The organism is Brachybacterium sp., from assembly GCF_052095815.1.
In the GTDB taxonomy this organism is placed as follows: domain Bacteria; phylum Actinomycetota; class Actinomycetes; order Actinomycetales; family Dermabacteraceae; genus Brachybacterium.
Genome location: NZ_JBQDLF010000015.1, coordinates 30,701 through 52,975 on the forward strand (window position 1 = coordinate 30,701; position 22,275 = coordinate 52,975).

Below are 22,275 nucleotides of genomic sequence, written 5' to 3' on the forward strand. Positions count from 1 at the left end.
TCAGTTGCCCTTGTTCTCGTCCCCGCCGAGTCCGAACTTGTCGCGGGCTGCATCCAGACCGGAGTCGACCTGTCCATCGACGTTGTCGGGGGTGCGCTCCTTGATCTGGTCGCCAGCGGCGTCCAGGAGCTGCTCAGCCTGCTCCGGGTTCTCGGAAGCAAGATTCTTGGCCTTGTTCAGCGCGTCATCGAAACCCATGAGGATGTCCTTTCGTTCGCGGAACCGCCCCGTGCAGGGCGACGCGGTCAACCTACGACGGGAAGGACTCCTGGCTCAAACGTGACCTCCGAATCCTGCGCGGAACTGGCATGTTATGCACGGATTCCCGGCCAGTCGGCGACGAACGCGCAATACTGGCTGCGTGACTCTGCGCAATTCTGAACACGACAAGAGGGCCGACGACAAGCGGGCCGAACAGAAGAGGGCCGGTGAGAAGGGTGCGCAGCGTGGGGACGAGGCTCGCACCCCGCCCGCGGACCGCAGCGCCCGCTGGGACCATGTCCTCACCCTGCTGGCATCGACCAAGCGGCTGAGCGTCGCCGCAGTGGCCGTGGAGCTCGGGGTGAGTGAGTCGACCGTGCGCCGCGACTTCATGGAGATGGAGCGCGCACAGCTGGCCCGGCGCACTCACGGCGGGATCGTCGCGGTCGACGTCGCCTACTCGCTGGCGACCGTCCCCCGCAGCGCCGACGAGGGCGCTGCCCAGCGCGAGCGCGTCGCCGACAGGGCGGCGGCGATGGTCGAGCCCGGACAGATCATCGGCTTCAACGGCGGGCGCACCACCACCTCGACCGCGCGCCGTGCGGTGTCGCGGCCGGACATCGACTCGCGGGACGGGAAGCCGGGCCTGACTGTCGTCTGTGCGGCGCTGAACATCGCCACCGAGGCAGTCCTGCGGCCCTCCGTGCGCACGGTGGTGCTCGGCGGCGTCGCCGAGCCGTACTCCTTCGAGCTGACCGGCCCGCTCGCCACCGCCACCATGCGCGATCTGTGGCTCGACACCATGTTCGTCGGCACCGTGGGCATCGATCTCAATGCGGGCCTGACCTGCAACTCCGATGCCGAGGCGGGGGTCACCCGGATCATGATCGGTCATGCCCGCCGGGTGGTGGGCCTGGCCACGGCCGACAAGATCGGGCACCGCGCACTGGCCGGCATCTGCCCGGTCTCGGTGCTCACCGACCTGGTCATCGCCGGGCCTGTCCCGGAGGCGCTGCGCGACCATCTCGCGGAGGCTTCGGTGCGCCTGCACGAGGTGTGAGCGGGGCGAGGCGAGAGGGGCGAGCCGTGCCGGCGGGTGTGGGTGCGGAGCGTGGGTGCAGTAAAGGCTCCGGGTCTCGTGCGATGTGAGCAGGCCGGGCAGCGGTTCTGCGGCACGCCTGCACCGGCGTGCGCCCCGACCCCGGTAGCGTGAGCGACCATGTGGAGTTTCCTGCGCGGGAAGAAGCGGTCAGAGCGATCGGACGAGGACACGACCCCTCGTGACGATGCCCTCTCGGCCATGGCCCGTGAGCGCCGAGGCGCCTCGCGCGCACACCCCGACAGCTCGGACAGCTCGAGCAGCACCGGTCCGGGGACTGCCGCTGCCCCCGAGGACAGCGACGCGGCACCGGGAGAGACCGGCGGCTACGAAGTGGTGGTCGACCGCCACCTCGACGAGGTCGGCGCCGGCATCGCTCCCGAGCAGGACGAGGACGATCTTCCCGTCACCCCGCGGGAGCACCGTCCGCTCAGCCGCGAGGATCGGGTCGCGGACGCCCTGGATCGCTGGACCCAGCAGCTCACCGGCGGGGTCGCCGCCCCTTCCTTCCTCACCCAGATCCGCGCTGGCGGGGTGGTGCTGGACCTGACCCATTCGCACCCCTCGGGCCTTGCCCAGCTGCTCGCCGGCCGCGGCCCCACCCGGCTGTCCTCCCTGGTGCGCGAGGTGGGGGCGCTGGCCGATGCCCGCGCCCACGCCCGCTCCATCCGGGAGATCGCCGAGCGGCACGCGGAGGAGGTGGGTCTGACCACCTGCCATCTCGGCATCGGCGAGGCGATCTGGTACCCGGAGGACGGCTCCGCGCCCATCCATGCCCCGGTGCTGGTGCGACCGATCACCCTGCGGCTGCGCGGCAATGCCCGCGAGGACGTCGACCTCGAGGTCGACACCACCGCCGACCTGAACCCCGTGCTGCTGCGCTCGCTGCGCGAGGCCGGCGTCGCCGTCGACGCCCGGGCCCTGCTGGCCACCACCGACAGCACCCACGGCTTCGACCCCACCCCGGTGCTCGACGCCTTCCGTTCCCTGGGTCAGCCGCTGCCCGGCTTCCGCGTGGTGCACGCCCTGGTGGTCGGAAACCTGATGGACGCGACCGGCTCGGTCGCCGATGATCTCGCCGCCGACCGTCCCGACTGGGCCTCCTCCCCGCTGGTCGCGGCCCTCGCCGGCGACCCGGAGGCGCAGGCCGTGGTGCGCGCGGAGGACTCTGCCGCCGCCGTTCCCGAGGTGCCGGAAGCAGAGCTGGTCGCCGCCGTCGACCCCGGTCACCGCGATGTGCTCGCCCGGGTCCTCGCGGGGCAGGACCTCGCTGTCGTCACCCCGCCCGGCACCACCAGCCTCGACCTGGTGGTCGACCTCGCCGAGGAGCTCAACGCCCGCGGACGTTCCGTGCTGATCGTCTCCCAGCGTCGCCGAAATCTGGCACAGCTGATCGAGATCGCGCAGCGGCGAGGGCTCGAGGAGCTCGTCTTCGACCTCTCCCCGGATCCCTCCCTGCAGCGCAACGCCTCTGCGTCGCTGCTGCGGAGCCTGCGACGTGCCGGATCCCACGGGCTGGGTCCCGACGACGGGATCCCGGAGGAGCTCGGCGCCAGCCGAGACATCCTGGTGGGCCACGTCGAGGCGATGCACCGGGTGCAGCAGCCCTGGGACGCCTCCGCGCACGACGCCATCTCCGCGCTCGCCGCTCTGACCAGGCTGAACCCGGCTCCCCGCACCCAGGTGCGACTGCGCGCGGATGTCGCCGCGCAGATGATCGGCGAACAGCGCGACCGCTACGCCGCAGTGCTGCGGGAGGCCGCCGAGGTCGGAGTGCTCACCACCGGACCGGAGCTGACCAGCTGGTACGGAGCCCCCATCAGCAGTGACACCCAGGCCGCGCGCGCCGAGGAGCTCGTGGACCAGCTGCGTGAGGAGATCCTGCCTCAGCTGCGTCGGACCTGCGCCCGCGCCGGCGGCGAGCTCGGACTCACCGAGCCGACCACCCTCGCCCAGCTGGACGAGCGTCTCGCTCTGCTGGATCGGGTGCGCATCCTGCTGGGCACCTTCCAACCAGCGGTGTTCTCCGCGCCGCTCGCGGACCTCGTCGCGGCCACCGCGGACAAGCGCTGGCGCGAGGACCACGGGGTCACGATGGGCTTCGGCCTGCGTCGGCGCCTGCGTCGGGAGGCCACCACCCTGCAGCGCCCCGCCGCGCTCTCCCCGGATCTCCACCAGGATCTGGGAGAGGCGAGGAAGATCGCGGAGAGCTGGCGCCGAGCCGCGATCGAGCCGGCGCCGGACGATGCCAGAGACTCCGGGAACTCCGGCAACTCCGGGAACTCCGGGAACAGAGCAGAGCCGTCCCGTCCTGCGCTGCCGGACGATCTCGAGGCGGTCCGCCGCGCTGCAGCCCGGTCCGAGAAGGCCCTGGACGAGCTGTCCGTGCTGCTGCACGGGACCCCCGCCGGCGCCGATCTCACCCGCACCGACCTCGACGAGCTCGAGCAGCGGATCGATGCCCTCGCCGCCGACCGCTCGGACCTCGAGACCCTCCCGCGCCGCACCGAGCTGCTGCGCCGCCTCAGCTTCGACGGACTCGGCGAGCTGGTCGAGGACCTCCGCCTGCGCCGGGTGCCCGCCGAGCAGGTCGGCGCGGAGCTCGAACTGAGCTGGTGGCGCAGCGTGCTCGAGCTGATCGCCGGAGCGGAGCCCACCATCTCGCAGTACGACGGGACCTCGCTGTCCCAGGTCGCCGAGCGCTTCCGCCGCCTGGATGCGGGATACCTCGCCGACGCCGCCGCCCGGGTGCACGCCGCGGCCGACGAGAATCGCGTGGAGACCATGAAGTCCTACCCGGACACCTCCCGCTCCGCGATCGCGGAGCTCGCCCGCTCCTCGACCGTCTCCATCCGGGACCTGGCCGCGAAATACGAGGACATCCTCTTCGCCGCCCGTCCGGCCTGGCTCGCCTCGCCGTACCTGGTCCCGCAGGTGATCCCACGCGGCCGCCACTTCGACGTGGTGATCGTGTCCGACGGCGGCCGGCTGCCCACCGCCGCCGCTCTGCCCTCGATCGTCCGGGCCGAGCAGACCGTGGTGGTCGGCGATCCCCTCGAGTACGGCGGGGACTCCGCACCCAGCTTGCTCGATGACATGCTGCGCATCGCCCCGCACGTCGAGATCCTGCGCGATCCCCACCCCGCCACCGATGGGCTGCGCGGCTTCGCGCAGCGCCGAGCGCTGGTCGGTGAGGTGGTCGCGGTGCCCAGCCCGGTCGCTCCCGAGCAGGACCGGCTCGTGATGGTCGAGAACGGGCGCGGCCCGGTCACCGAGGGCATGGAGTACGTCGAGAGCACCGAGGCCGAGCTGCGACGGGTCACCGATCTGGTGATCGAGCACGCTCGCAGCCGCCCCGAGCGTTCGCTCGCGGTGCTCACCTTCACCGAGGACCATGCCCGTCGGCTGATGGAGCGGATCATGAACACCGTCTCCGTGATCCCTGCGCTGCGCGACTATTTCGATCCTGCGGCCAAAGAGGTCTTCACCGTCCTGCCTGCCGATCAGGCCACCGCGGTGGTGCGTGACGACATCATCGTCTCCGTCGGCTTCGGGAAGACCCCGCACAGCAGGCTGCTGCACCGCTTCGGGCCGCTCTCCGAGGCCGGTGGCCGCAAGGCACTGGCCACGGTGATCACGCGCGCCCGGGGCCGGACCACCGTGGTCTCCTCGATCGGGGTCCAGGATCTCGAGCATGCCCGCCTGCGCTCCGACGGCGCCCGCGACCTGCGGGCCATGCTGTGGGTGCTGCAGGGCGGGCCGGACGTCCCCGTCGTCCCGCATGTCGCCTCCCTCACCGGCAGCGAAGAGGAGATCGTCCCGCCTGCCCCGCAGGAGCCACGGCTCTCCCCGGCGGTGCCGATCCAGCAGCGGACCCCGGCCGCTGCCCCGCCCGCCGACGAGAAGTCTGCGCCGGCGGAGCTGTCGGACGAGGACATGGACGCCGCGATCGAAGCGGCGCTGAGCCGCAAGTCCGCCCAGTCGCCGCAGAGCGCCGCGCCGCTCGACGCCTCCGTGAACGAGAACGAGAGCGAGCGCGAGTTCGTGGGTGCTGAGCCCACGGCGGACGACCAGACGGGCACCGAGCAGGCAGCTTCAGAGACAGCTGCCGGATCCGGCGCCGAGCCTGCAGAGCCCGCCGAGCCTGCTGAGCCCACTCCTGAGCCCCGTGCCCCCCGGGAGCTCGAGACCGACGCTCTGGTGCAGGACCTCGCAGATCGGCTGTTCCGGCTCGGCCTGCTGGTCGAACGTGACTTCGGACTCTCCGCCGACCGGATCGAGCTCGCACTGGGCCATCCGGAGATGCCGGGCCGCCTGCTGCTGGCCGTGGACACCGACGGCTCCCATTACGTCGATACCCCCAGCCAGCGCGAACGCGACCGGCTGCGCGCCGAACGGCTCGAGGCCGCCGGCTGGGCGACCGAACGGGTCTGGTCCTGGGCGCTGTTCATCGACCCCGACGGCGAAGCCGAGCGAATCCGACGCGCCGTGGACCGGGCACTGCGCCTGGTCCAGGCCGAGGAGCGCTCCGACTCACCCTCGGGCGTGGGCACCATCCGCCATCGTCTCCCTCGACCGCAGATCCCTGCCGGCCATCAGCTGTCCTTCTACTCGAGCGACGATTTCGATGCGGTGGTGGAATACATCTGCTCCGACGGCAGGGCTCGCCTCGAGGAGCACCTGGCCACCGAAGTGCGCAGCTTCCTCGGCTTCGAGCAGCGTTCGGTGCTGCTGGACGTCTCCGTCTCCAGCGCCATCCGCCGCTACCAGGAGCGCCAGTGAGCACCGACGCAGCAGACGGGCCGGCAGGGCGTGGAGCTGCTGACCGCGCAGCAGCTGACGGCGGAGCTGCTGACCGCGCGGCGAGCAGCGGACGACCGGCCGACGAGCGCGCGGCACGCCCCGCGCGCCGGGTGGTCATCTCCTCGGTGACCGGCAAGCCGATCCCGTGGGACGAGCCCGCCTCTCCGTCGCCGGCGGGCCGCGCCCCCCAGGAGCGCCGACCGATCCTCCCCGATCGCGTCGACGAGGACGCTCCGGAACCCGGGGTCGACGAGTCCAACGATGCTCGCATCGCCGGGGACGTGCCCCCGCACTGGGGCCGCGGCCGCTGAACGGGCCCTCCCGCTCATGAACGAGCCATCCGCTCATGAACGAGCCATCCCGCTCAGCGCACGGGCTGTCCCTGAGCCCGGCCCGCACTACGCTGGGGATATGAACGACACCGACTCCACCGTCCCCACCGCCGACGGCGTCGACCTCGCCGCTGTTCAGGTCGCCGTGATCGGCGCCGGCAACATGGGTGGGCCGGTAGCCCGGACGATGCTCGACGCCGGGGTGCGGCCCGACCAGCTGCGGATCGCCAACACCAGCGCGGACAGCAGCCGCCGCGCCGCCGAAGAGCTCGGCGCCACCGCCGCCGATTCCCGTGAGGACGCGCTCGCGCAAGCCGATGTCGTGGTGCTCGGAGTCAAGCCGTACCAGATCCTCGACCTGGCCGGCGAGCTGCGGGAGCAGCTCCCCGCCGGAGCGGTCGTGATCTCCCTGGCCGCCGGGATCACCCTCGCCCAGCTCGAGGGGGCCCTTCCCGAGGGCAGCGCCGTGGTGCGGGCGATGCCCAACACCCCGATCTCGGTCGGGGAGGGCGCGGTGGGCCTGATGCGCGGCAGCGCCGTGACCGACGAGCAGCATCGGCTGGTCCATGCGCTGTTCTCCCGCGCAGGAGTCGCCGTGGACATCACCGAGGACCAGGTCCACGCCTTCATCGGCGCCGCCGGATCGCTCTCCGCCTTCGTCTTCGCGATCATCGAGGCGATGACCGACGAGGCCGTGCGGTTGGGTCTGAAGCGCGACCTGGCCGCGACGCTGATCCAGCAGACGGTGCGAGGCGCGGCGACCATGCTCACCGAGCACGGCATCCATCCCGCAGTCGCGAAGAACGGCGTCTCCAGCCCGGGCGGCACCACCGTCGAGGGTCTCGCCGCGCTCGAGCGCGCCGGGATGCGGGCCGGGGTCGCCGCCGCGATGGCCGCCGCTGCCGAGAAGTCCCGGGAGATGACCCAGGACTGATCCGGTCGGCCAGTGCCCAGGCCTGATCCGGTCGCCCAGCCCAGCCGCCCTCAGGCGCGGTGGGAGAACTTCTCGATCAGCCCGGTGCGCCCAGAGACGATCAGGAGGTCATGCGCGGCGACCATGGTCTCGGGCACCGCATAGGTGAAGTCCTTGCCCGGTGACTTCACCCCCACCACGGTCACGCCGTGACGCTTGCGGATATCTGATTCGGCGAGCGTCATGCCCTGCACCTCGTGCGGGGGACGCATCTTCACGATCGCGAAGTCATCGTCGAACTCGATGAAGTCCATCAGCCGGCCGTTGACCAGGTGCGCGACCCGCTTGCCGGCGTCGGCCTCCGGATAGACCACATGGTGCGCGCCGATGCGCTGGAGGATCCTGCCATGCGCGGCGGAGATCGCCTTCGCCCAGATCACGGGCTTGCCGAGGTCCACCAGGTTCGCGGCGATCAGCACGCTGGCCTCGATGGTGGTGCCCACCCCCACCACGGCGATCGAGAAGTCACCGGCACCCACCTGCTCGAGCACCTCGGGCTGGGTGGCGTCGGCCCGCACCACGTGCGTGAGCTGCCCGGAGTACTTCTGGACCAGCCCCTCGTCGGTGTCGATCGCGAGCACCTCGGTGCCCAGCTTCTCGAGTGTCAGGGCGATCGAGGCGCCGAAGCGTCCGAGCCCGATGACCAGGACTCCCTCGTCGCGCGTGCTGCGTGGCATGTCTGCTCCTCAGGGACGGGCCCGCGGGGATCCCGCGAGCTGAGCGGGCACAGTCTAGAGCCTCGGCCGCCAGGCCAGGCCGGGGGTCAGCCGACGATCGGGCGCTCGTAGGGGAGCTGGATCATCCGCACCCGGGAGCGGACCGCGAGCGCGGCCCCGAGGGTCATCGGCCCCAGACGCCCGACGTACATGCACAGGATCAGCACCCATTTCGCCTCCTCGGGCAGGGAGGTGGTGATCCCGGTGGACAGCCCCACGGTGCCGAAGGCGGACAGTGCCTCGAACAGAGTCTGGTCCAGCGTGTACGGGGTCATCCGCAGCAGCAGGAAGGTTGCCAGGAACACCACGGAGGCGCTCATGACCAGCACCCCGATGGCCTGGCGGATCGTATCCCGGGGGATCCGGCGGTGGAAGACCTCCACATCCGGGTTGCCTCGGACCTCCGCCCAGATCGCGAGCATCAGCAGTGCGAAGGTGGTGACGCGGATGCCGCCGGCGGTGGAGCCGGAGCCGCCGCCGATGAACATCAGCAGGTCGGTCAGCAGGCGGGATTCGGCGGTCAGCTGGCCCACGTCGATCGTGGAGAACCCGCCGGAGCGCGGCATCACCGCCGCGAACGCCGCACCGAGCAGCTTCGTGCCCAGCGGGCGGTCACCGAGGGTCGCGGGATTGGACCATTCGAGGCCCAGATAGCCGAGGAAGGAGAGGAGCAGCAGCAGTGCGGTGGTGGTCAGCGTGAGCTTCGCGTGCACGCTCCATTTCCGGGGCGTGCGCAGCTTCCGCACCACCACCAGGATCACGGGGAAGCCCAGCGAGCCCACCAGCACCGCCAGGCCGATGGGAATGGTGAAGAAGGGGTCGCCGACGTACTGCGCGGTCCCCGCTGCCTCGGGCACGAAACCGGCGTTGTTGAAGGCGCTGATCGCGTAGAACAGGCCCAGGAACAGTGACTCCCGGATCCCGTGCTCGGTGATGAACATGTAGGGGGTCAGTGCCACGAAGGTCGCGACCTCGAAGGTGGTCGAGGTGATGAGGATGACCTTCAGCACCCCGCCGACCTCGGCGAGCCGCTCGGCCCGGGTCTCCTGGGCGGTGATCACGCGCTGGGCGAGGCCCAGGCGGTGCATCACCGACAGGCTCAGCAGCGAGGCGACGGTCATCAGCCCCAGGCCGCCGAGCTTGATCGCGATCATGATCACGGTGAGGCCGAAGGTGGACCAGTGGGTGCCGGTCTCGACCGTGTACAGCCCGGTCACGCAGATCGCGGAGACCGCGGTGAACAGCGCGTCGGTGAAGCTGGTGCGCACCCCCTCCAGGGTCGCTGCAGGCAGCGACAGGAGTGCGGTGAACGCCCCGATCAAGCCCGTGAACACGGCCAGCGCGATCCGTGCCGGGGTGGCGCGGGTGAGGGAATGCATCGCGATGCGCCACTCGGGTGGACGCCTCTGGGCACCGAGCGGCCGGGTGCGCTGCAGGCGTGCGCGTCTTCCGGGTGTGCTCATGCTGCTCCTCGCTCCACGACCGTGACCGGCGGTCGCGGTCCGCGGCAGTCTACGACCGTTGCCCCGGCGCGCTCCCATGCGCTGATGCCCGTGCGGGACGTCCATGCGACGGCCGGGCAGGCGGGGGACCGGTGGGCGGGCACGAACCCGTCACCCTGGGTACGCTTCGATCCATGCTCGATGCTGCGCTGCCCTCCCTCCCCGTCGACCCGGTCGATGATGCCGATGCGCCGGCCCCCACCGGGATCGTGTGGGACGACGCGCTGTGCGAGTACGACTTCGGACCCTTCCACCCGATGGCCCCGATCCGGCTCACGCTCACCCGGGAGCTCGCCCGCGGTGCCGGGCTGCTGGGCCGCCCCGGGGTGGTGACCCTCCCGGCACCGGTGGCGAGCGATGAACAGCTCGCCCGAGTCCATGACCCCGACTACATCGCGGCGGTCAAGCAGGCCTCACGGCCGATGGAGGAGATGACGGCGGAGGAGCTCGACGAGCTGATCCGCTTCGGACTCGGCGGTGATGATGTCCCGCCCTTCCCCGGCATGCACATCGCCTCCGCCCGGATCGCCGGTGGGTCGATCGCCGCGATCGATGCGATCCTCTCGGGCCGGGTGCGGCGCGCCGTGAACTTCGCCGGAGGGCTGCATCACGCCAAGCCGGCCACCGCCTCGGGCTTCTGCGTCTACAACGACGCCGCACTCGCCATCCGCCACGCCCTGGACACGGGGGAGGAGCGCGTGATGTACGTCGACGTCGACGTCCATCACGGTGACGGCGTGGAGCGCGCGATGTGGGACGAGCCCCGCGCGATCACCCTCTCCGTCCACGAGACCGGGGAACGGCTGTTCCCCGGCACCGGCTTCGTGCAGGACACCGGCGGGGCAGGGGCCGCAGGCACCGCGATCAACGTGCCGCTGCCCTCGCGCACCACGGCCGACGGGTGGGTGCGCGCGATCCGCGCCACCGTCCCCGCCCTGGTCCGCGCAGTGAAGCCGACGCTGCTGGTCACCCAGCACGGAGCCGACACCCACCGGCTGGACCCGCTGGCGGATCTCACGGTCTCCCTCGAGGCACAGCGCGAGGTGATGCTGCTGATGCGAGAGCTGGCCGATGAGGTCTGCGGCGGGCGCTGGCTCGCCCTCGGCGGAGGCGGGTATGCGGTGATCGACGTGGTGCCGCGCTCCTGGGCGCACCTGATCGCGATCGCGACCGGCGAGGCGATCGAGGCCACCGCCCCGCTGCCGGCCCAGTACATCGCCGCTGCCGATGCGGCGCGTACCGCCCATGGGCTCTCCCCGGAGCCGGGGCTGATCACCTTCGGGGACGGGCGACCCCTGGCCGTACGGGACTGGGAGCACGGATTCGATCCCGAGAACGGCCTCGACCGAGCGGTCCAGGCGGCGCGGCGGGTCAGCTTCCCCGAATGGGGCCTGGATCCGTTCCTGGACTGATCTCTTCTCGCACGCTCCCCGGCTGTGGGCTCCCCGGCGGTGGGCTCCCTGGCTGTGAGTGCCCAGCTCCCGAGCGCCTCACCCTCGCGACCAGACGCGAGAGCAGCAGGACCAGCAGACAGAGCAGCAGGAGGGCCGGCGCCGCGAGGGCCCAGCCGTGCAAGCCGTCGAAGATCACTGCGCCACACGCCGCTGCGGCGATCGCGACGCCCAGGACCACCTCGAGGGCGACGCCGCGCCCGCCACCGGCTCCGCGCCCGCCACCGGCGCCGCGCCCGTCACCGGCTCCGCGGCGAATGCCGCGTTCGCCGGGGCTGCCGGGGCCGCCGCGTTCGCCGGGGCCGCCGGTCAGTTGCGCCAGGGCGATGACCAGCGCGAGCACCGTGGATCCCAGGCACAGCAGCGGGAACGGATTTCCGTACCCCAGGATGATCGGCGCGAACCAGCGGAACTCGACGACATGGACCGAATCGACCGTCGGACCGAGCCATTCCGTCCGCCACGTGGGCAGCACCATCACCGTCAGCGCGGCCAGGATCAGCACCGGGGGAAATGCTCTGAACGCCGTCGTCATGGCGCGAGCCTGCCACAATGACGCCGTCACCACTCGTGCACAGACCCCAGGGGGATCCATGACGAACCGGACCACCGCCGTGCTCGACGCCTTCGCCGAGCATCTGCGTGTCCTCGAGCTCCCGCTGCCTGTCGAGGGTGTCGAGATCGCCCGCGCCGAGACCGGTGCCGCTCGCTCCCAGCTCGGCGACCATGTGATCCCGCGCCTCGAGTCGCTCGACGCCCCGCTGCTGGTGGTCATCGGCGGCTCGACCGGCGCCGGCAAGTCCACGCTGGTCAATGCGCTGGTGGGCCATCCGGTCACCCGGTCCGGGGCGATCCGTCCCACCACCCGTCGGCCGGTACTGCTGCACCACCCGCTGGATGAGCCCTGGTTCACCGGCACCCGCATCCTGCCCGGCCTCGCCCGGGTCCATGCGGGCCAGCGGCGTGATCCCGAGGCACCGGGCACCGGCGACACCACCGGCGACATCGATCCTGCGACCTCCCTCGAGCTGCGCGGCGAGGAACGGGTGCCGCAGGGCCTCGCGCTGCTGGACGCCCCGGACATCGACTCCGTCGCGGTCGGCAACCGGGAGCTCGCCCGGCAGCTGCTGCGCGCCGCGGATCTGTGGCTGTTCGTCACCACCGCCAACCGCTACGCCGACGCCGTGCCGTGGGACGTGCTGCGCACCGCCGCCGAGCGCGATGTCACCGTCGACGTGGTGATGAACCGGATCCCTCCGCGCGAGGGCGTCTCCGAGGAGCTCGCCGAGGACCTCCGCGGCATGCTCGAGCGCAACGGCATCGACGTGGACCGCCTGTTCCTGGTCCCCGAGACCGACATCGACGAGGACGGCATGCTGCCGCCCGCAGTGATCGCCGAGCTGCATGAGCACCTCAGCACCCTCGCGGCCGATGGCGAAGCCCGCAGCCGCATCGCCCGCCGCACCCTCGCCGGCGCACTCGATGGCCTGGCCGGCTCCGCAAGGACGATCGCCGAGCACGCCGTCGTGCAGGACGCCGAGCGCCAGCAGCTGCGCGAACAGGCGATCGCCGCCTTCTCCGGAGCGCGCGAACGGATCGACAACGCCCTCGGGGACGGCTCGCTGCTGCGCGGCGAGGTGCTCGCCCGCTGGCAGGACGTGGTGGGCACCGGGGAGTTCTTCCGCGGCGTGGAGTCCCTGGTGACCAGGGCCCGGGACCGGATCGGCCAGATGCTCAGCGGGAAGCCCGCCCCGGCCGTCGCTGCCGAGCAGGCGCTGGGGACCGGCCTGGTGCACGTGGTCATCGACGAGACCGCCCGCGGCGCAGAACGGGCCGAGAACGCCTGGCGCTCCTCCGCCGCCGGGCGACACCTCACCGAGGGGCAGGACCTCTCCCGCCTCCCCGACGGCTACAGCGAGGAGGTCTCGAGCGCGATCCGGGCCTGGCAGGGAGACGTGCTCGAACTGGTCCGCTCCGAGGGCGCCGACCGCCGGACCAAGGCCCGCATGCTCTCGCTCGGCGTCAACGTCGTCGGCGTCGCGCTGATGGTCGTCGTCTTCGCCTCGACCGCCTTCATCCCCACCGGCCTCGAGGTCGGGGCGGGGGCCGCCACCGCGGTCGTCGGCCAGAAGCTGCTGGAGACGATCTTCGGCGACGACGCCGTGCGCCGCATGGCCGCGATCGCCCGCGAGCGCCTCACCTCCCGGCTGGACGCACTGGTCGCCGAACGCTCCGGACCCTTCCTCGACCGTCTCGACGCCCTCGGCGAGGTCGGCACCGGCGAGCTGCTGGGCGCCGACGCCGATGCCCTCACCCAGCTCGCCCGCGACATCCGGGAGGACGCATGAGCCCGCTGCTGAGCCGCTCCGCGAAGGGCCCCGCCCCGCTCGCAGAACGGATCGACGCCCTGGAGAGCGCCCTCGAGGCGCTCGACGGCGTCGCCGCTGACGGACCGCTCGAGAGCGTGACGGAGCTGCTGGACCGCGTCGACCGGCGCCGCGCGCTCTCCGCCGAACACACCGTGATCGGGCTCTTCGGGGCCACCGGCTCCGGAAAGTCATCGCTGGTCAATGCGCTGGTCGGGGTCGATGTCTCCCGCGCCGCGGTGCGCCGGCCGACCACCGCGAAGCCGGTCGCCGCCGTGCTCGGCGCCCCCGGCAGCGATGCGCTGCTGGACTGGCTCGAGGTCGAGGACCGCCACCATCTCGACGGGACCGACGCCGCCCTCGCCACCTCCGCCGTCCAGGCGCCCTCGGGCCGCCGCGCCCGGCGGGAGCAGGCCTCTGGGCCTTCGGGTGCTCCCGGCATCGTGCTGCTGGACCTGCCTGACCTCGATTCGGTCGAGAGCGCCAACCGTGCCGTCGCCGAACGGATGACGGGCCTGGTCGACGTGCTGGTGTGGGTCACCGACCCGCAGAAGTACGCCGACGCCGTCCTCCACCAGGAGTTCGTGCGCCCCTTTGCCGGCCACGACGCCGTCACCGTGCTGGTGCTCAACCAGATCGACCGGATCCGCGAAAGTGAGCGGGAGGCCGTGATCGCCTCCCTCGCCTCCCTCGCCCGGACCGATGGGCTCGAGCAGGCCCCCGTGTTCGCCACCTCTGCGAGCACCGGGGAGGGCGTCGACGAGCTGCGCGAGCATCTGCTGCAGATCGCCCGCAGCCGCGAGGCCATCGCCTCCCGGCACCGGGCCGACGTGCGCGGCGCCGCCGAGACACTGCAGGACGCCGCCGACCCCACCGGGCTGCCGGCGGCCGCGACCCCGGCCGAGATCGATGACCTGGTCGAGGATCTCGCCACCGCAGCCCGGGTCGAGCCGGTGGCGCGCGCCGTCGGCGCCTCCTACCGTTACCGAGCGGCGGGGAAGGTGGGCTGGCCCCCGCTGCGCTGGCTGCGCGCTGCGCGGCCCGATCCGCTGCGCCGCCTCGGCATCGGCCGGGCACGCGACGGCGAAGGGCTCGAGCGCACGTCCCTGCCCGAACCGGACGCCGCAGCCCGAGCCCGCGCCGCCGGTGGGGTTCGTCGCTTCGCCGATGCCGCCTCCGTCGGCGGCAGCGATCCCTGGCGCGCCGCCGTACGGGCAGCGGCCCGCTCCCATGAGGAGGAGCTGCCCGATGCCCTCGACCAGGCGGTCGCCGGCGCCGATCTGCGCGCGACGACGACCTCCTGGTGGTGGCCGGTGCTCGATGTGCTCCAGTGGCTGGCGCTGCTCACCTGGGTGGTGGGCCTGGGCTGGCTCGGGCTGAACGCGCTGCTGGCATTCCTCGGGGTTCCGCCGCCGCCGATGCCGATGGTCGAGGAGCTCTGGATCCCGATCCCGCTGCCCACCGTGCTGGTGGTGCTCGGGATCGCGGCAGGAATCCTGATCGGCGTGGCCGGGGGAGTGGTCGCTGCGCTCACCGGTTCCTGGCACCGCCGCCGGGCGCGACGAGTGCTCACGGCCCGTGTCAGGGAGGTCGCGCACGACCTCGTCGTCGACGAGGTCGAGGCCGAGCTGACGCTCGCGGCGACGGCTGCGAGGGATCTCGCACTCGCCCACGGCTGAGGATGCAGGGTGGTTGTGTAGAATTACTGGTCGACCGTGGCGTCGGGCCCGCACGAGGCAGCTCCCCGTGCAGTCTCCGCGGGCCGCGCATACCTGATCCGCTGCATCACCGCAGGCACTGACCTGCAGAACTGAGGTTCCCTATGGGTTCAGTCGTCAAGAAGCGACGCAAGCGCATGTCCAAGAAGAAGCACCGCAAGCTGCTTCGCAAGACCCGTCACCAGCGTCGTAACAAGAAGTGATCGCCGCACGGTGATCTCTGCGTGACGCACATCGGCCCCCGCCATCAGGCGGGGGCCGACGCATGTCACGGGGCATTCATCACGCGGCGTTCAGGCGCGGCCGGAGAGACGCTCGGGCGCGGCCAGCGGGAGGTTCGGGCGCGGCCGGACGGCCAATGCTCAGGCGCGGCCGGTGAGGCGGCGCCACCAGGGGCGCTTGGCGAGTGCTGCGCGGAGCTGCCCGGCATCGACCCGGTACTTCGCGTGGACCTTGCCGTCCACGATGATGACCGGCACGTCGTAGTCCCAGTCCTCGCGCAGCTGATCATCGGCATCGATGTCGCGTACTTCCACGGTGGAGCCGACCCGGTCCGCCTCGGCCCGCACCACCGGCAGGGCCTCTTCGCAGAGGTGGCAGCCCTCTCGGGTGAGGTACAGGACGCGAGCGTCCGGATCGGTGGGTGAGGGGATGCGCGGTGCGGTCATGGGCGAACCCTATCGAGGCGGGGCGGGCGGCGATGCGCCGGGGGTCGGCGGTGATGCGGGGCCGACGAGCTGGTGCGGGAACGACGACGGGCCGCCCGCGCAGTGCGGACGGCCCGTCGGACTCATGCGGCGCAGCGCGCCGGGGGAGCGGGGAGGCTCAGGCGGCGGCCGGAGCGGTGAACTCGGCCTCGATGAGGATCTTGACGTTGTCGCCGACCATCACGCCACCGGCTTCGAGGGCCGCGTTCCAGGTCAGCCCGAACTCCTTGCGGGAGATGGTGGTCTCACCGGTGAAGCCCGCGCGGTAGATGCCGAAGGGGTCGGTGGCTGCACCCTCGTAGGTGAAGTCCAGCTCGACCGGCTTGGTGATGTCGCGGATGGTGAGGTCACCGATCAGCTTGTCGCCCTCGACCTTGGTGGAGGTGAAGGTGATCTCCGGGAACTTCTCGGCGTCGAAGAAATCGCCGCTGCGCAGGTGAGCGTCCCGATCCGGCTGAGCGGTGTTGATCGAGGCGGTCTTCAGCGCGGTGGAGAAGGAGAGGTTCTCGCCGCCCTGGCCGACCTCGAGAGAGCCCTCGAGGTCATGGAACTGGCCACGAGCCTTGGAGATGCCGGCGTGACGCACGGTGAACGCAGCGGAGGTGTGGGCGGGGTCGAGGGTCCAGGTGCCGGGGGTCAGGTCCGTCATGAGAGGTCTCCTTGGAGTTGAATGGACAGTGGCGGTCTGGAAGCGATCACCACGAGCTTGCTTGAAATATAAACTAATCTGGGGGAGGATGGCAAGCATCGGATCCCAGGAAAGAGGAGAACGTGATGGACGACACGATAACGCCCGGCGAGGGTCGAGGCTCGACCCCGGGGGAGCTGTGGCTGACTCCGCAGGAGCAGACGGCATGGCGCACCTACCTCTACGCGACGACCCTGCTGAACGACCGCTTCAGCGAGGCGCTCCAGGCGGATGCCGAGATCGACCTGACCCTCGGTGAATACGAGATCCTGGTGCGTCTGTCCGAGGCGGAGAAGAAGTTCCTGCGGATGTCCGAGCTGGCGGACAAGGTCGTCCACTCCCGCTCCCGCCTGACCCACACGATCACCCGCATGGAGAAGCGGGGGCTCGTGGAGCGGGTTCGCTGCACGGATGACGGACGCGGCCGGCAGGCCCAGCTGACCGCAGCCGGAGAGCAGATGCTCGAGCGCGCCGCCCCCACGCATGTGCGCTCCGTGCGCGAGCACCTGCTCGATGTGATCGGCCACGACGATCTGCTCGAGCTGGGCCGGATCCTCGGCAAGACGCTCGACGAGGACGCCCCCGTGGCCGTCGGATGTCCGGCACCTCACGAGACGGCCTCCGCTCCCCGCTGATCCGGAGGTTCGGTTGGTACCGTGAAGCGGCTCGGGCCTGAGCCCGCAGCGCGACAGTGAAAGAGGACTCCCCGCCCATGACCACCACCACGGTCCACCTCGTCCGCCACGGCGAGGTGCACAACCCCGAGCGCATCCTGTACGGCCGCCTGCCCGGGTACCGGCTCAGCGATCGTGGTGAGCAGATGGCAGGCCTGGTCGGCCAGCATCTCGCTGAGGCGGATATCGCGGTGGTCCGCTCCTCCCCGCTGCTGCGCGCGCAGCAGACCGCCGCCCCGATCGCCAGCCCGCACGGCCTCGAGATCACCACCGACCAGCGGCTCATCGAGTCCGGCAACCACTTCGAGGGCCACCGGATGGGCCATGGTGAGGCCAAGCTGAGCGATCCGCGCAACTGGCGCTGGTTCCTGAACCCCTTCCGCCCCTCCTGGGGCGAGCCCTACCGTGCGCAGGTGGCACGGGTGGTCTCGGCGGTGCACGACGCGCGCGCCGCGGCCGAAGGCCGTGAGGCCGTGCTCGTGCTCCACCAGCTCCCGATCTGGGTGACGCGCCGCAGCGCCGAGGGCAAGCCTCTCTTCCATGATCCGCGCCGCCGCCAGTGCGGGCTGTGCTCGGTCACCAGCCTCCGCTTCGTGGGCCCGCACCTCGCGGACGTGGGCTACGCCGAACCCGCTGCCGCGCTGTACGCCGGGGCGGTCGACGCCACCGGAGGCAAGCTCACGTGAGCATCAGGACCTCATCCTCGCGCACCCTGCGCCTGACCCGGCGCGGCCTGCTGGGAGCGGCTGGCGGCGCCTCCGCCGCGCTGCTGCTCGCCGCCTGCGGGACCGACACCGGCGAACGCTATGCCTCCGGGGATTCCGGATATGTCTCCGGCGACGGCGTGGCCACCGAGATCCCGCCGGCGGACCGCGCCGAGCCGCTCGAGTTCTCCGGCACCTCCTACGACGGTGAGCAGATCACGGCCGCTGACCGGCGGGGCGAGGTGCTGGTGCTGAACGTCTGGTACGCCTCCTGCCCGCCCTGCCGCAAGGAGGCTCCTGACCTCCAGGCGATCCACGAGGAGTACGCGGAGCAGGGCGTGTCCTTCCTGGGGGTCAACGTGCGCGATGCCGCCGGCCCGGCGCAGGCCTTCGAGGAGCGCTACGGGATCACCTACTCCTCACTGCCCGATCCGGACGCCGAGATCATGTTCTCGCTGCGAGGCCAGGTCGCACCCAATGCGGTGCCCTCCACCCTGGTGATCGACCGCGAGGGTCGGGTCGCCGCACGCATCTCCGGCGCCGCGGACCCCTCGGTGCTGCGCGCGATGATCGATGTGGTGGTCGCCGAATGATCGTCGCCGAGGTCGGGGCCGCCTTCCAGGCCACCGCGCTGTCCGGCTCGCTGTTGCTGGCCGTGGCCGTGGCCGCTGCCGCGGGCCTGGTCGCCTTCCTCTCTCCCTGCGTGCTGCCGGTGGTGCCCGGATACCTCGGCTACGTCTCGGGGCTCGCCGGGCAGAGCGCGGTGGGACCGGGCACGGGCGCCGGCGCGAAGCGCGCCCGACCCCGCACCGGGCGCTTGCTCGCCGGCAGCGCACTGTTCGTCGCCGGCTTCGCCATCGTCTTCATGGTGCTCGGCGGATTCGCCGGCGCGCTGGGCTACCTGCTCCAGGCGTACAGCGTGTGGATCAACCGCGTCGCCGGCGCGATCGTGATCCTCATGGGTCTGCTGTTCATGGGGGTGTTCCCCGGCCTGTCCGCCACCCGGCCCGTCTCCTCGAAGCGTCCCGATGCGGGGCTGCTCGGTGCTCCGCTGATGGGACTGATCTTCGGGCTCAGCTGGACACCCTGCATCGGACCCACCTACGCGGCCATCGTCGCCCTCTCCCTCGACGGCGGAGGCGAGGGCGCGGCGTTGCGCGGCGCCGTGCTGGCACTGGCCTACTCGCTGGGCCTGGGCATCCCCTTCGTCGTCTTCGCGCTGCTCTTCGAGCGGGCACTGGGCCTGAGCAAGAAGCTCGCCGCCCACCGGCGCACCATCGGCCTGCTCTCCGGGGCGCTGCTGATCGCGATCGGGGTGCTGCTGATGACCGGCGTGTGGTCGACCTGGATGAGCGGGCTGCAGGGCCTGATCGCGACCTTCGAGCCGGTGGTGTGATGAACGAGAAGACGCCCGGGAACAACCCTGGCACCGACGCTCCGGACACTCCTGCTCCGGACACTGCCGCTCGCGGGGCGAGCGGCTCCTGGAGCAGCAAACCCGAGGTTGACGGCACCGCCCCGGTCACCGTGCCCGGCCTGGGCCTGCGCGGCACGCTGCTGTTCCTCTGGCGCCAGCTGACCAGCATGCAGACCGCGCTGATCCTGCTGATGCTGCTGGCGGTCGCCGCGGTGCCCGGCTCGCTCTACCCGCAGCGCAGCGTGAACCCGGCACTGACGGATCAGTTCCTCGAGGAGAACGGCAAGTGGGGGGAGTTCCTCGACGCGCTGGGCTTCTTCGAGGTCTTCTCCTCGCCGTGGTTCTCCGCGATCTACCTGCTGCTGTTCATCTCGCTGATCGGCTGCATCGTGCCGCGCGTCGGCGTGCACCTGCGGCAGCTGCGCTCGAAGCCGCCGCGGACCCCCTCGCGGCTGAATCGGTTCGTCGGCCATACCCGGGTCGAGCTGCCCGGTGCCGATGCTGACACCCTGCTGCAGCAGGCGCAGCATGCGCTGCGCCGCTCGCGCTATCGCACCGAGGTGCGGGAGGAGGCCGCCTCCCGCTCAGTCAGCGCCGAGCGGGGCCTGCTGCGGGAGACCGGCAACCTGGCCTTCCACATCGCCCTGGTCGGGGTGCTGGTCTGCATCGCCGGTGGGCAGATGACCAGCTACCGGGGCCAGATCACGGTGATCGAGGGCACCGGGTTCTCGAACTCGCTGACACAGTACGACTCCTTCGAGTCCGGGGCCTGGTTCGACGAGCGGGACATGCCGGCCTTCCGCCTCACCCTCGAGGACTTCCGCGCCACCTACGTTCAGCCCGGGGAGTCCGGCAACGTCGGCGAGCCCCGCTCCTTCGAAGCCGACGTCGCCGTGACCACCCCCGGGGACCCCGAGCGCTCGCAGACCGTGCAGGTCAACAAGCCGCTGCACATCGACGGCGCCTCGATGTACCTGCTGGGCAACGGCTACGCCCCCGAGGTCACCGTCACCGACCCCGAGGGCACCGTGGTCGCCGAGGGCCCGATCATCACCGTTCCCATGGGCGATGTCGGCTACACCTCACAGCTCGTGATCAAGGCCCCGGATGCCCGGCCCGAACAGACCGCCGTGGTCGGATACTTCCTGCCCACCGGCACCATCGACGAGCAGGGCCCCCATTCGCTGTACCCGGATTCCCTGGACCCACAGCTCGCGCTGACCGTCCACCAGGGCGATCTGGGCCTCGACTCCGGGATCCCGCAGAACGCCTACGAGGTGGACGTCACCACCCTCACCCCAGTGGCGGGGGAGGACGGCACCCCGGTGCTGATCCGCCTCTACCCCGGCCAGGAGTTCGAGCTGCCCGACGGCACCACCGTCAGCTTCGACGGGCTGCGGCGCTACGCCGCCTTCGACATCGCCCACAACCCCTTCGAGCGCGGGATCCTGGTCAGTGCCCTGGTCGCTGCAGGCGGGCTGATCCTGTCGCTCTTCGTGCCCCGCCGCCGGGTGTGGGTGCGGGTGCGGAGCACAGCCGATGGCGCCGTGCTCGAGGTGGCAGGACTGGCCCGCAGCGACGACTCGACTCTCGAGGCAGACGTGCACGCTCTGGCCTCGAAGCTCTCCACGGCGCAAGATGGACCCCTGGCCGAGGACCGCAGCAATGACGACGAACGGCTCCCACGAGCCGCGAAGAACTCCTCTGAAGGAAGTGCACAGTGATCAATGAGCAGCTCGCAGAGCTCTCGAACCTCGCGCTCGTGGTGGCGATCGTCCTCTACGTGCTCGCCCTGATCGGCTTCTCCGCCGATCTCTCCTCGACCTCGCAGCGACGCAGCGATGCGCGCCTCGCAGCCCTGGACGAGCAGGAGGAGACGCGCGTCCTGCAGACCGCGACGGTCGCCTCCGAAGGGGCCGCCCCGGTCTCCGTGGAGCGCGGGACCAGTGGTCCGGATGGCCCGCTCGCCGCCGCCGAGGGAACAGGGGTGCATGCTCCCGGCGCCATGACCGCGCAGAAGTTCGCGTTCATCCTCTCCATCGGCGCGACGCTGCTGCACGTGCTGGGAGTGCTGGCCCGTGCGATCGCCACCCAGCGCGTGCCCTGGGCGAACATGTACGAGTTCGCGACCACCAGCTCCGCCCTGGTGATGGTCGCCTTCCTGGTCTTCAGCATCAAGCGCACCGAGCTGCGCACGCTGGGCACCTTCGTGGTCGGCCCGGTGCTGCTGATGCTCCTGCTCGCCCAGACGTTCTGGATCGTCCCCGCCGCGGCGCTCACCCCGAGCCTCCAGAACTCGCACTGGCTGATCATCCACATCGGCATCGCGATCATCGCCACCGCCCTGTCCATCCTCGGAGCGGTGGTCGCGGCCCTGCAGCTGCTGCAGGGCCGCCATGAGCACGCTCTGGCGGAGAAGGCGGCCGCCGGCGAGGTGCTGCCCGAGCACTGGGGGCGCGCCGGCCATGTGCTGGACCGCCTGCCCACCTCGAAGGTGCTGGAGTCGCTGAGCTTCCGCATCCACTCGATCGCCTTCGTGTGCTGGACCTTCACCCTGATGTTCGGCGCGATCTGGGCACGAGAGGCGTGGGGCCGCTTCTGGGGCTGGGACCCGAAGGAGGTGTGGACCTTCATCATCTGGGTGATCTATGCGGCCTACCTGCATGCGCGGGCCACCGGCGGCTTCCGCGGCAGCCGCGCCGCGGGCCTCGCCCTGGCCGGCTTCGTGGCCGTGGTCTTCAACTACACCATCGTCAATACGGTGATCAACGGCCTGCACTCCTACTCGGGCCTGTGAGCAGGATCAGGAGCATCTGAGCAGGCACAGAAGCCGCAGCAGGCAGCACTCGGCCCGGGACGGATCCCTCCGTCCCGGGCCGTTGTTCGTCGTCAGTGCCCGTCGTCAGTGCCGTGTGCGGTGCTCA

20 protein-coding genes are annotated in these 22,275 nt (G+C 71.2%); 14 read left to right on the top strand and 6 right to left on the bottom strand.

Going from position 1 to position 22,275, the window contains the following annotated elements; translation table 11 throughout:
* Entirely contained in the window at positions 1-198 is a 198-nt protein-coding gene (locus ACTH43_RS08130; protein WP_441444419.1) for an antitoxin, read from the bottom strand.
* A gap of 163 nt (positions 199-361) precedes the next feature.
* Here ACTH43_RS08130 and ACTH43_RS08135 point away from each other — a divergent pair, with 163 nt between their 5' ends.
* The 4 genes from ACTH43_RS08135 (at position 362) to proC (ending at position 7,369) form a co-directional block, all read left to right on the top strand.
* A complete protein-coding gene (locus ACTH43_RS08135) occupies positions 362-1,261 on the top strand; it encodes a DeoR/GlpR family DNA-binding transcription regulator (RefSeq protein ID WP_441444420.1) in 900 nt (299 codons plus the stop codon).
* 159 nt (positions 1,262-1,420) lie between these two features.
* A complete protein-coding gene (locus tag ACTH43_RS08140) occupies positions 1,421-6,082 on the top strand; it encodes a hypothetical protein (protein ID WP_441444421.1) in 4,662 nt (1,553 codons plus the stop codon).
* Positions 6,079-6,414, top strand: coding sequence for a hypothetical protein (locus ACTH43_RS08145; RefSeq protein ID WP_441444422.1), 336 nt, complete (start codon positions 6,079-6,081; stop codon positions 6,412-6,414). The genes ACTH43_RS08140 and ACTH43_RS08145 overlap by 4 nt, the downstream gene beginning before the upstream one ends.
* A 100-nt stretch (positions 6,415-6,514) precedes the next feature.
* On the top strand, positions 6,515-7,369 hold the full coding sequence (proC, locus tag ACTH43_RS08150; protein ID WP_441444423.1) for a pyrroline-5-carboxylate reductase: 855 nt from the start codon (positions 6,515-6,517) through the stop codon (positions 7,367-7,369).
* A gap of 50 nt (positions 7,370-7,419) precedes the next feature.
* On the opposite strand, the gene ACTH43_RS08155 is transcribed toward proC, so the two are convergent.
* Entirely contained in the window at positions 7,420-8,085 is a 666-nt protein-coding gene (locus ACTH43_RS08155; RefSeq protein WP_441444424.1) for a potassium channel family protein, read from the bottom strand.
* Between the two features lie 86 nt (positions 8,086-8,171).
* Positions 8,172-9,587, bottom strand: coding sequence for a TrkH family potassium uptake protein (locus ACTH43_RS08160; protein WP_441444425.1), 1,416 nt, complete (start codon positions 9,585-9,587; stop codon positions 8,172-8,174).
* A gap of 173 nt (positions 9,588-9,760) precedes the next feature.
* Between ACTH43_RS08160 and ACTH43_RS08165 the strand changes: the two genes are divergently transcribed.
* Positions 9,761-11,038, top strand: a complete 1,278-nt coding sequence (locus ACTH43_RS08165) for an acetoin utilization protein AcuC (protein ID WP_441444426.1) — start codon at positions 9,761-9,763, stop codon at positions 11,036-11,038.
* Here ACTH43_RS08165 and ACTH43_RS08170 read toward each other — a convergent pair.
* Entirely contained in the window at positions 10,998-11,612 is a 615-nt protein-coding gene (locus ACTH43_RS08170) for a hypothetical protein (RefSeq protein ID WP_441444427.1), read from the bottom strand. The two genes, ACTH43_RS08165 and ACTH43_RS08170, sit on opposite strands and share 41 nt — an antisense overlap.
* 58 nt (positions 11,613-11,670) lie before the next feature.
* Between ACTH43_RS08170 and ACTH43_RS08175 the strand changes: the two genes are divergently transcribed.
* The 3 genes from ACTH43_RS08175 (at position 11,671) to ACTH43_RS08185 (ending at position 15,364) form a co-directional block, all read left to right on the top strand.
* On the top strand, positions 11,671-13,425 hold the full coding sequence (locus tag ACTH43_RS08175; RefSeq protein ID WP_441444428.1) for a dynamin family protein: 1,755 nt from the start codon (positions 11,671-11,673) through the stop codon (positions 13,423-13,425).
* The gene (locus tag ACTH43_RS08180) at positions 13,422-15,122 is read left to right on the top strand and encodes a GTPase family protein (protein ID WP_441444429.1); all 1,701 of its coding nucleotides are present in this window, start codon (positions 13,422-13,424) and stop codon (positions 15,120-15,122) included. The genes ACTH43_RS08175 and ACTH43_RS08180 overlap by 4 nt, the downstream gene beginning before the upstream one ends.
* 143 nt (positions 15,123-15,265) lie before the next feature.
* Positions 15,266-15,364 carry a 30S ribosomal protein bS22 gene (locus tag ACTH43_RS08185; protein ID WP_019174583.1) on the top strand — a complete coding sequence of 33 codons (99 nt, stop codon included), beginning with the start codon at positions 15,266-15,268 and terminating at the stop codon, positions 15,362-15,364.
* Positions 15,365-15,523: 159 nt separating this feature from the next.
* Here ACTH43_RS08185 and ACTH43_RS08190 read toward each other — a convergent pair whose 3' ends face one another.
* A complete protein-coding gene (locus ACTH43_RS08190) occupies positions 15,524-15,829 on the bottom strand; it encodes a glutaredoxin family protein (RefSeq protein WP_441444430.1) in 306 nt (101 codons plus the stop codon).
* Between the two features lie 157 nt (positions 15,830-15,986).
* A complete protein-coding gene (locus ACTH43_RS08195) occupies positions 15,987-16,517 on the bottom strand; it encodes a YceI family protein (RefSeq protein WP_441444431.1) in 531 nt (176 codons plus the stop codon).
* 125 nt (positions 16,518-16,642) lie between these two features.
* Between ACTH43_RS08195 and ACTH43_RS08200 the strand changes: the two genes are divergently transcribed.
* The 6 genes from ACTH43_RS08200 (at position 16,643) to ccsB (ending at position 22,148) form a co-directional block, all read left to right on the top strand.
* Positions 16,643-17,191 (top strand): MarR family winged helix-turn-helix transcriptional regulator, encoded by a 549-nt coding sequence (locus ACTH43_RS08200; RefSeq protein ID WP_441444432.1) that lies wholly within the window; start codon positions 16,643-16,645, stop codon positions 17,189-17,191.
* A gap of 77 nt (positions 17,192-17,268) precedes the next feature.
* Positions 17,269-17,916 carry a histidine phosphatase family protein gene (locus ACTH43_RS08205; RefSeq protein WP_441444433.1) on the top strand — a complete coding sequence of 216 codons (648 nt, stop codon included), beginning with the start codon at positions 17,269-17,271 and terminating at the stop codon, positions 17,914-17,916.
* Positions 17,913-18,527 carry a TlpA family protein disulfide reductase gene (locus tag ACTH43_RS08210; protein WP_441444434.1) on the top strand — a complete coding sequence of 205 codons (615 nt, stop codon included), beginning with the start codon at positions 17,913-17,915 and terminating at the stop codon, positions 18,525-18,527. The genes ACTH43_RS08205 and ACTH43_RS08210 overlap by 4 nt, the downstream gene beginning before the upstream one ends.
* Positions 18,524-19,330 (top strand): cytochrome c biogenesis CcdA family protein, encoded by an 807-nt coding sequence (locus ACTH43_RS08215; protein ID WP_441444435.1) that lies wholly within the window; start codon positions 18,524-18,526, stop codon positions 19,328-19,330. The genes ACTH43_RS08210 and ACTH43_RS08215 overlap by 4 nt, the downstream gene beginning before the upstream one ends.
* Positions 19,330-21,075 carry a cytochrome c biogenesis protein ResB gene (gene resB, locus ACTH43_RS08220; protein ID WP_441444436.1) on the top strand — a complete coding sequence of 582 codons (1,746 nt, stop codon included), beginning with the start codon at positions 19,330-19,332 and terminating at the stop codon, positions 21,073-21,075. Before ACTH43_RS08215 ends, resB begins: the two co-directional genes overlap by 1 nt.
* On the top strand, positions 21,072-22,148 hold the full coding sequence (ccsB, locus tag ACTH43_RS08225) for a c-type cytochrome biogenesis protein CcsB (protein WP_441444437.1): 1,077 nt from the start codon (positions 21,072-21,074) through the stop codon (positions 22,146-22,148). The genes resB and ccsB overlap by 4 nt, the downstream gene beginning before the upstream one ends.
* Positions 22,149-22,275 lie beyond the last annotated feature (127 nt).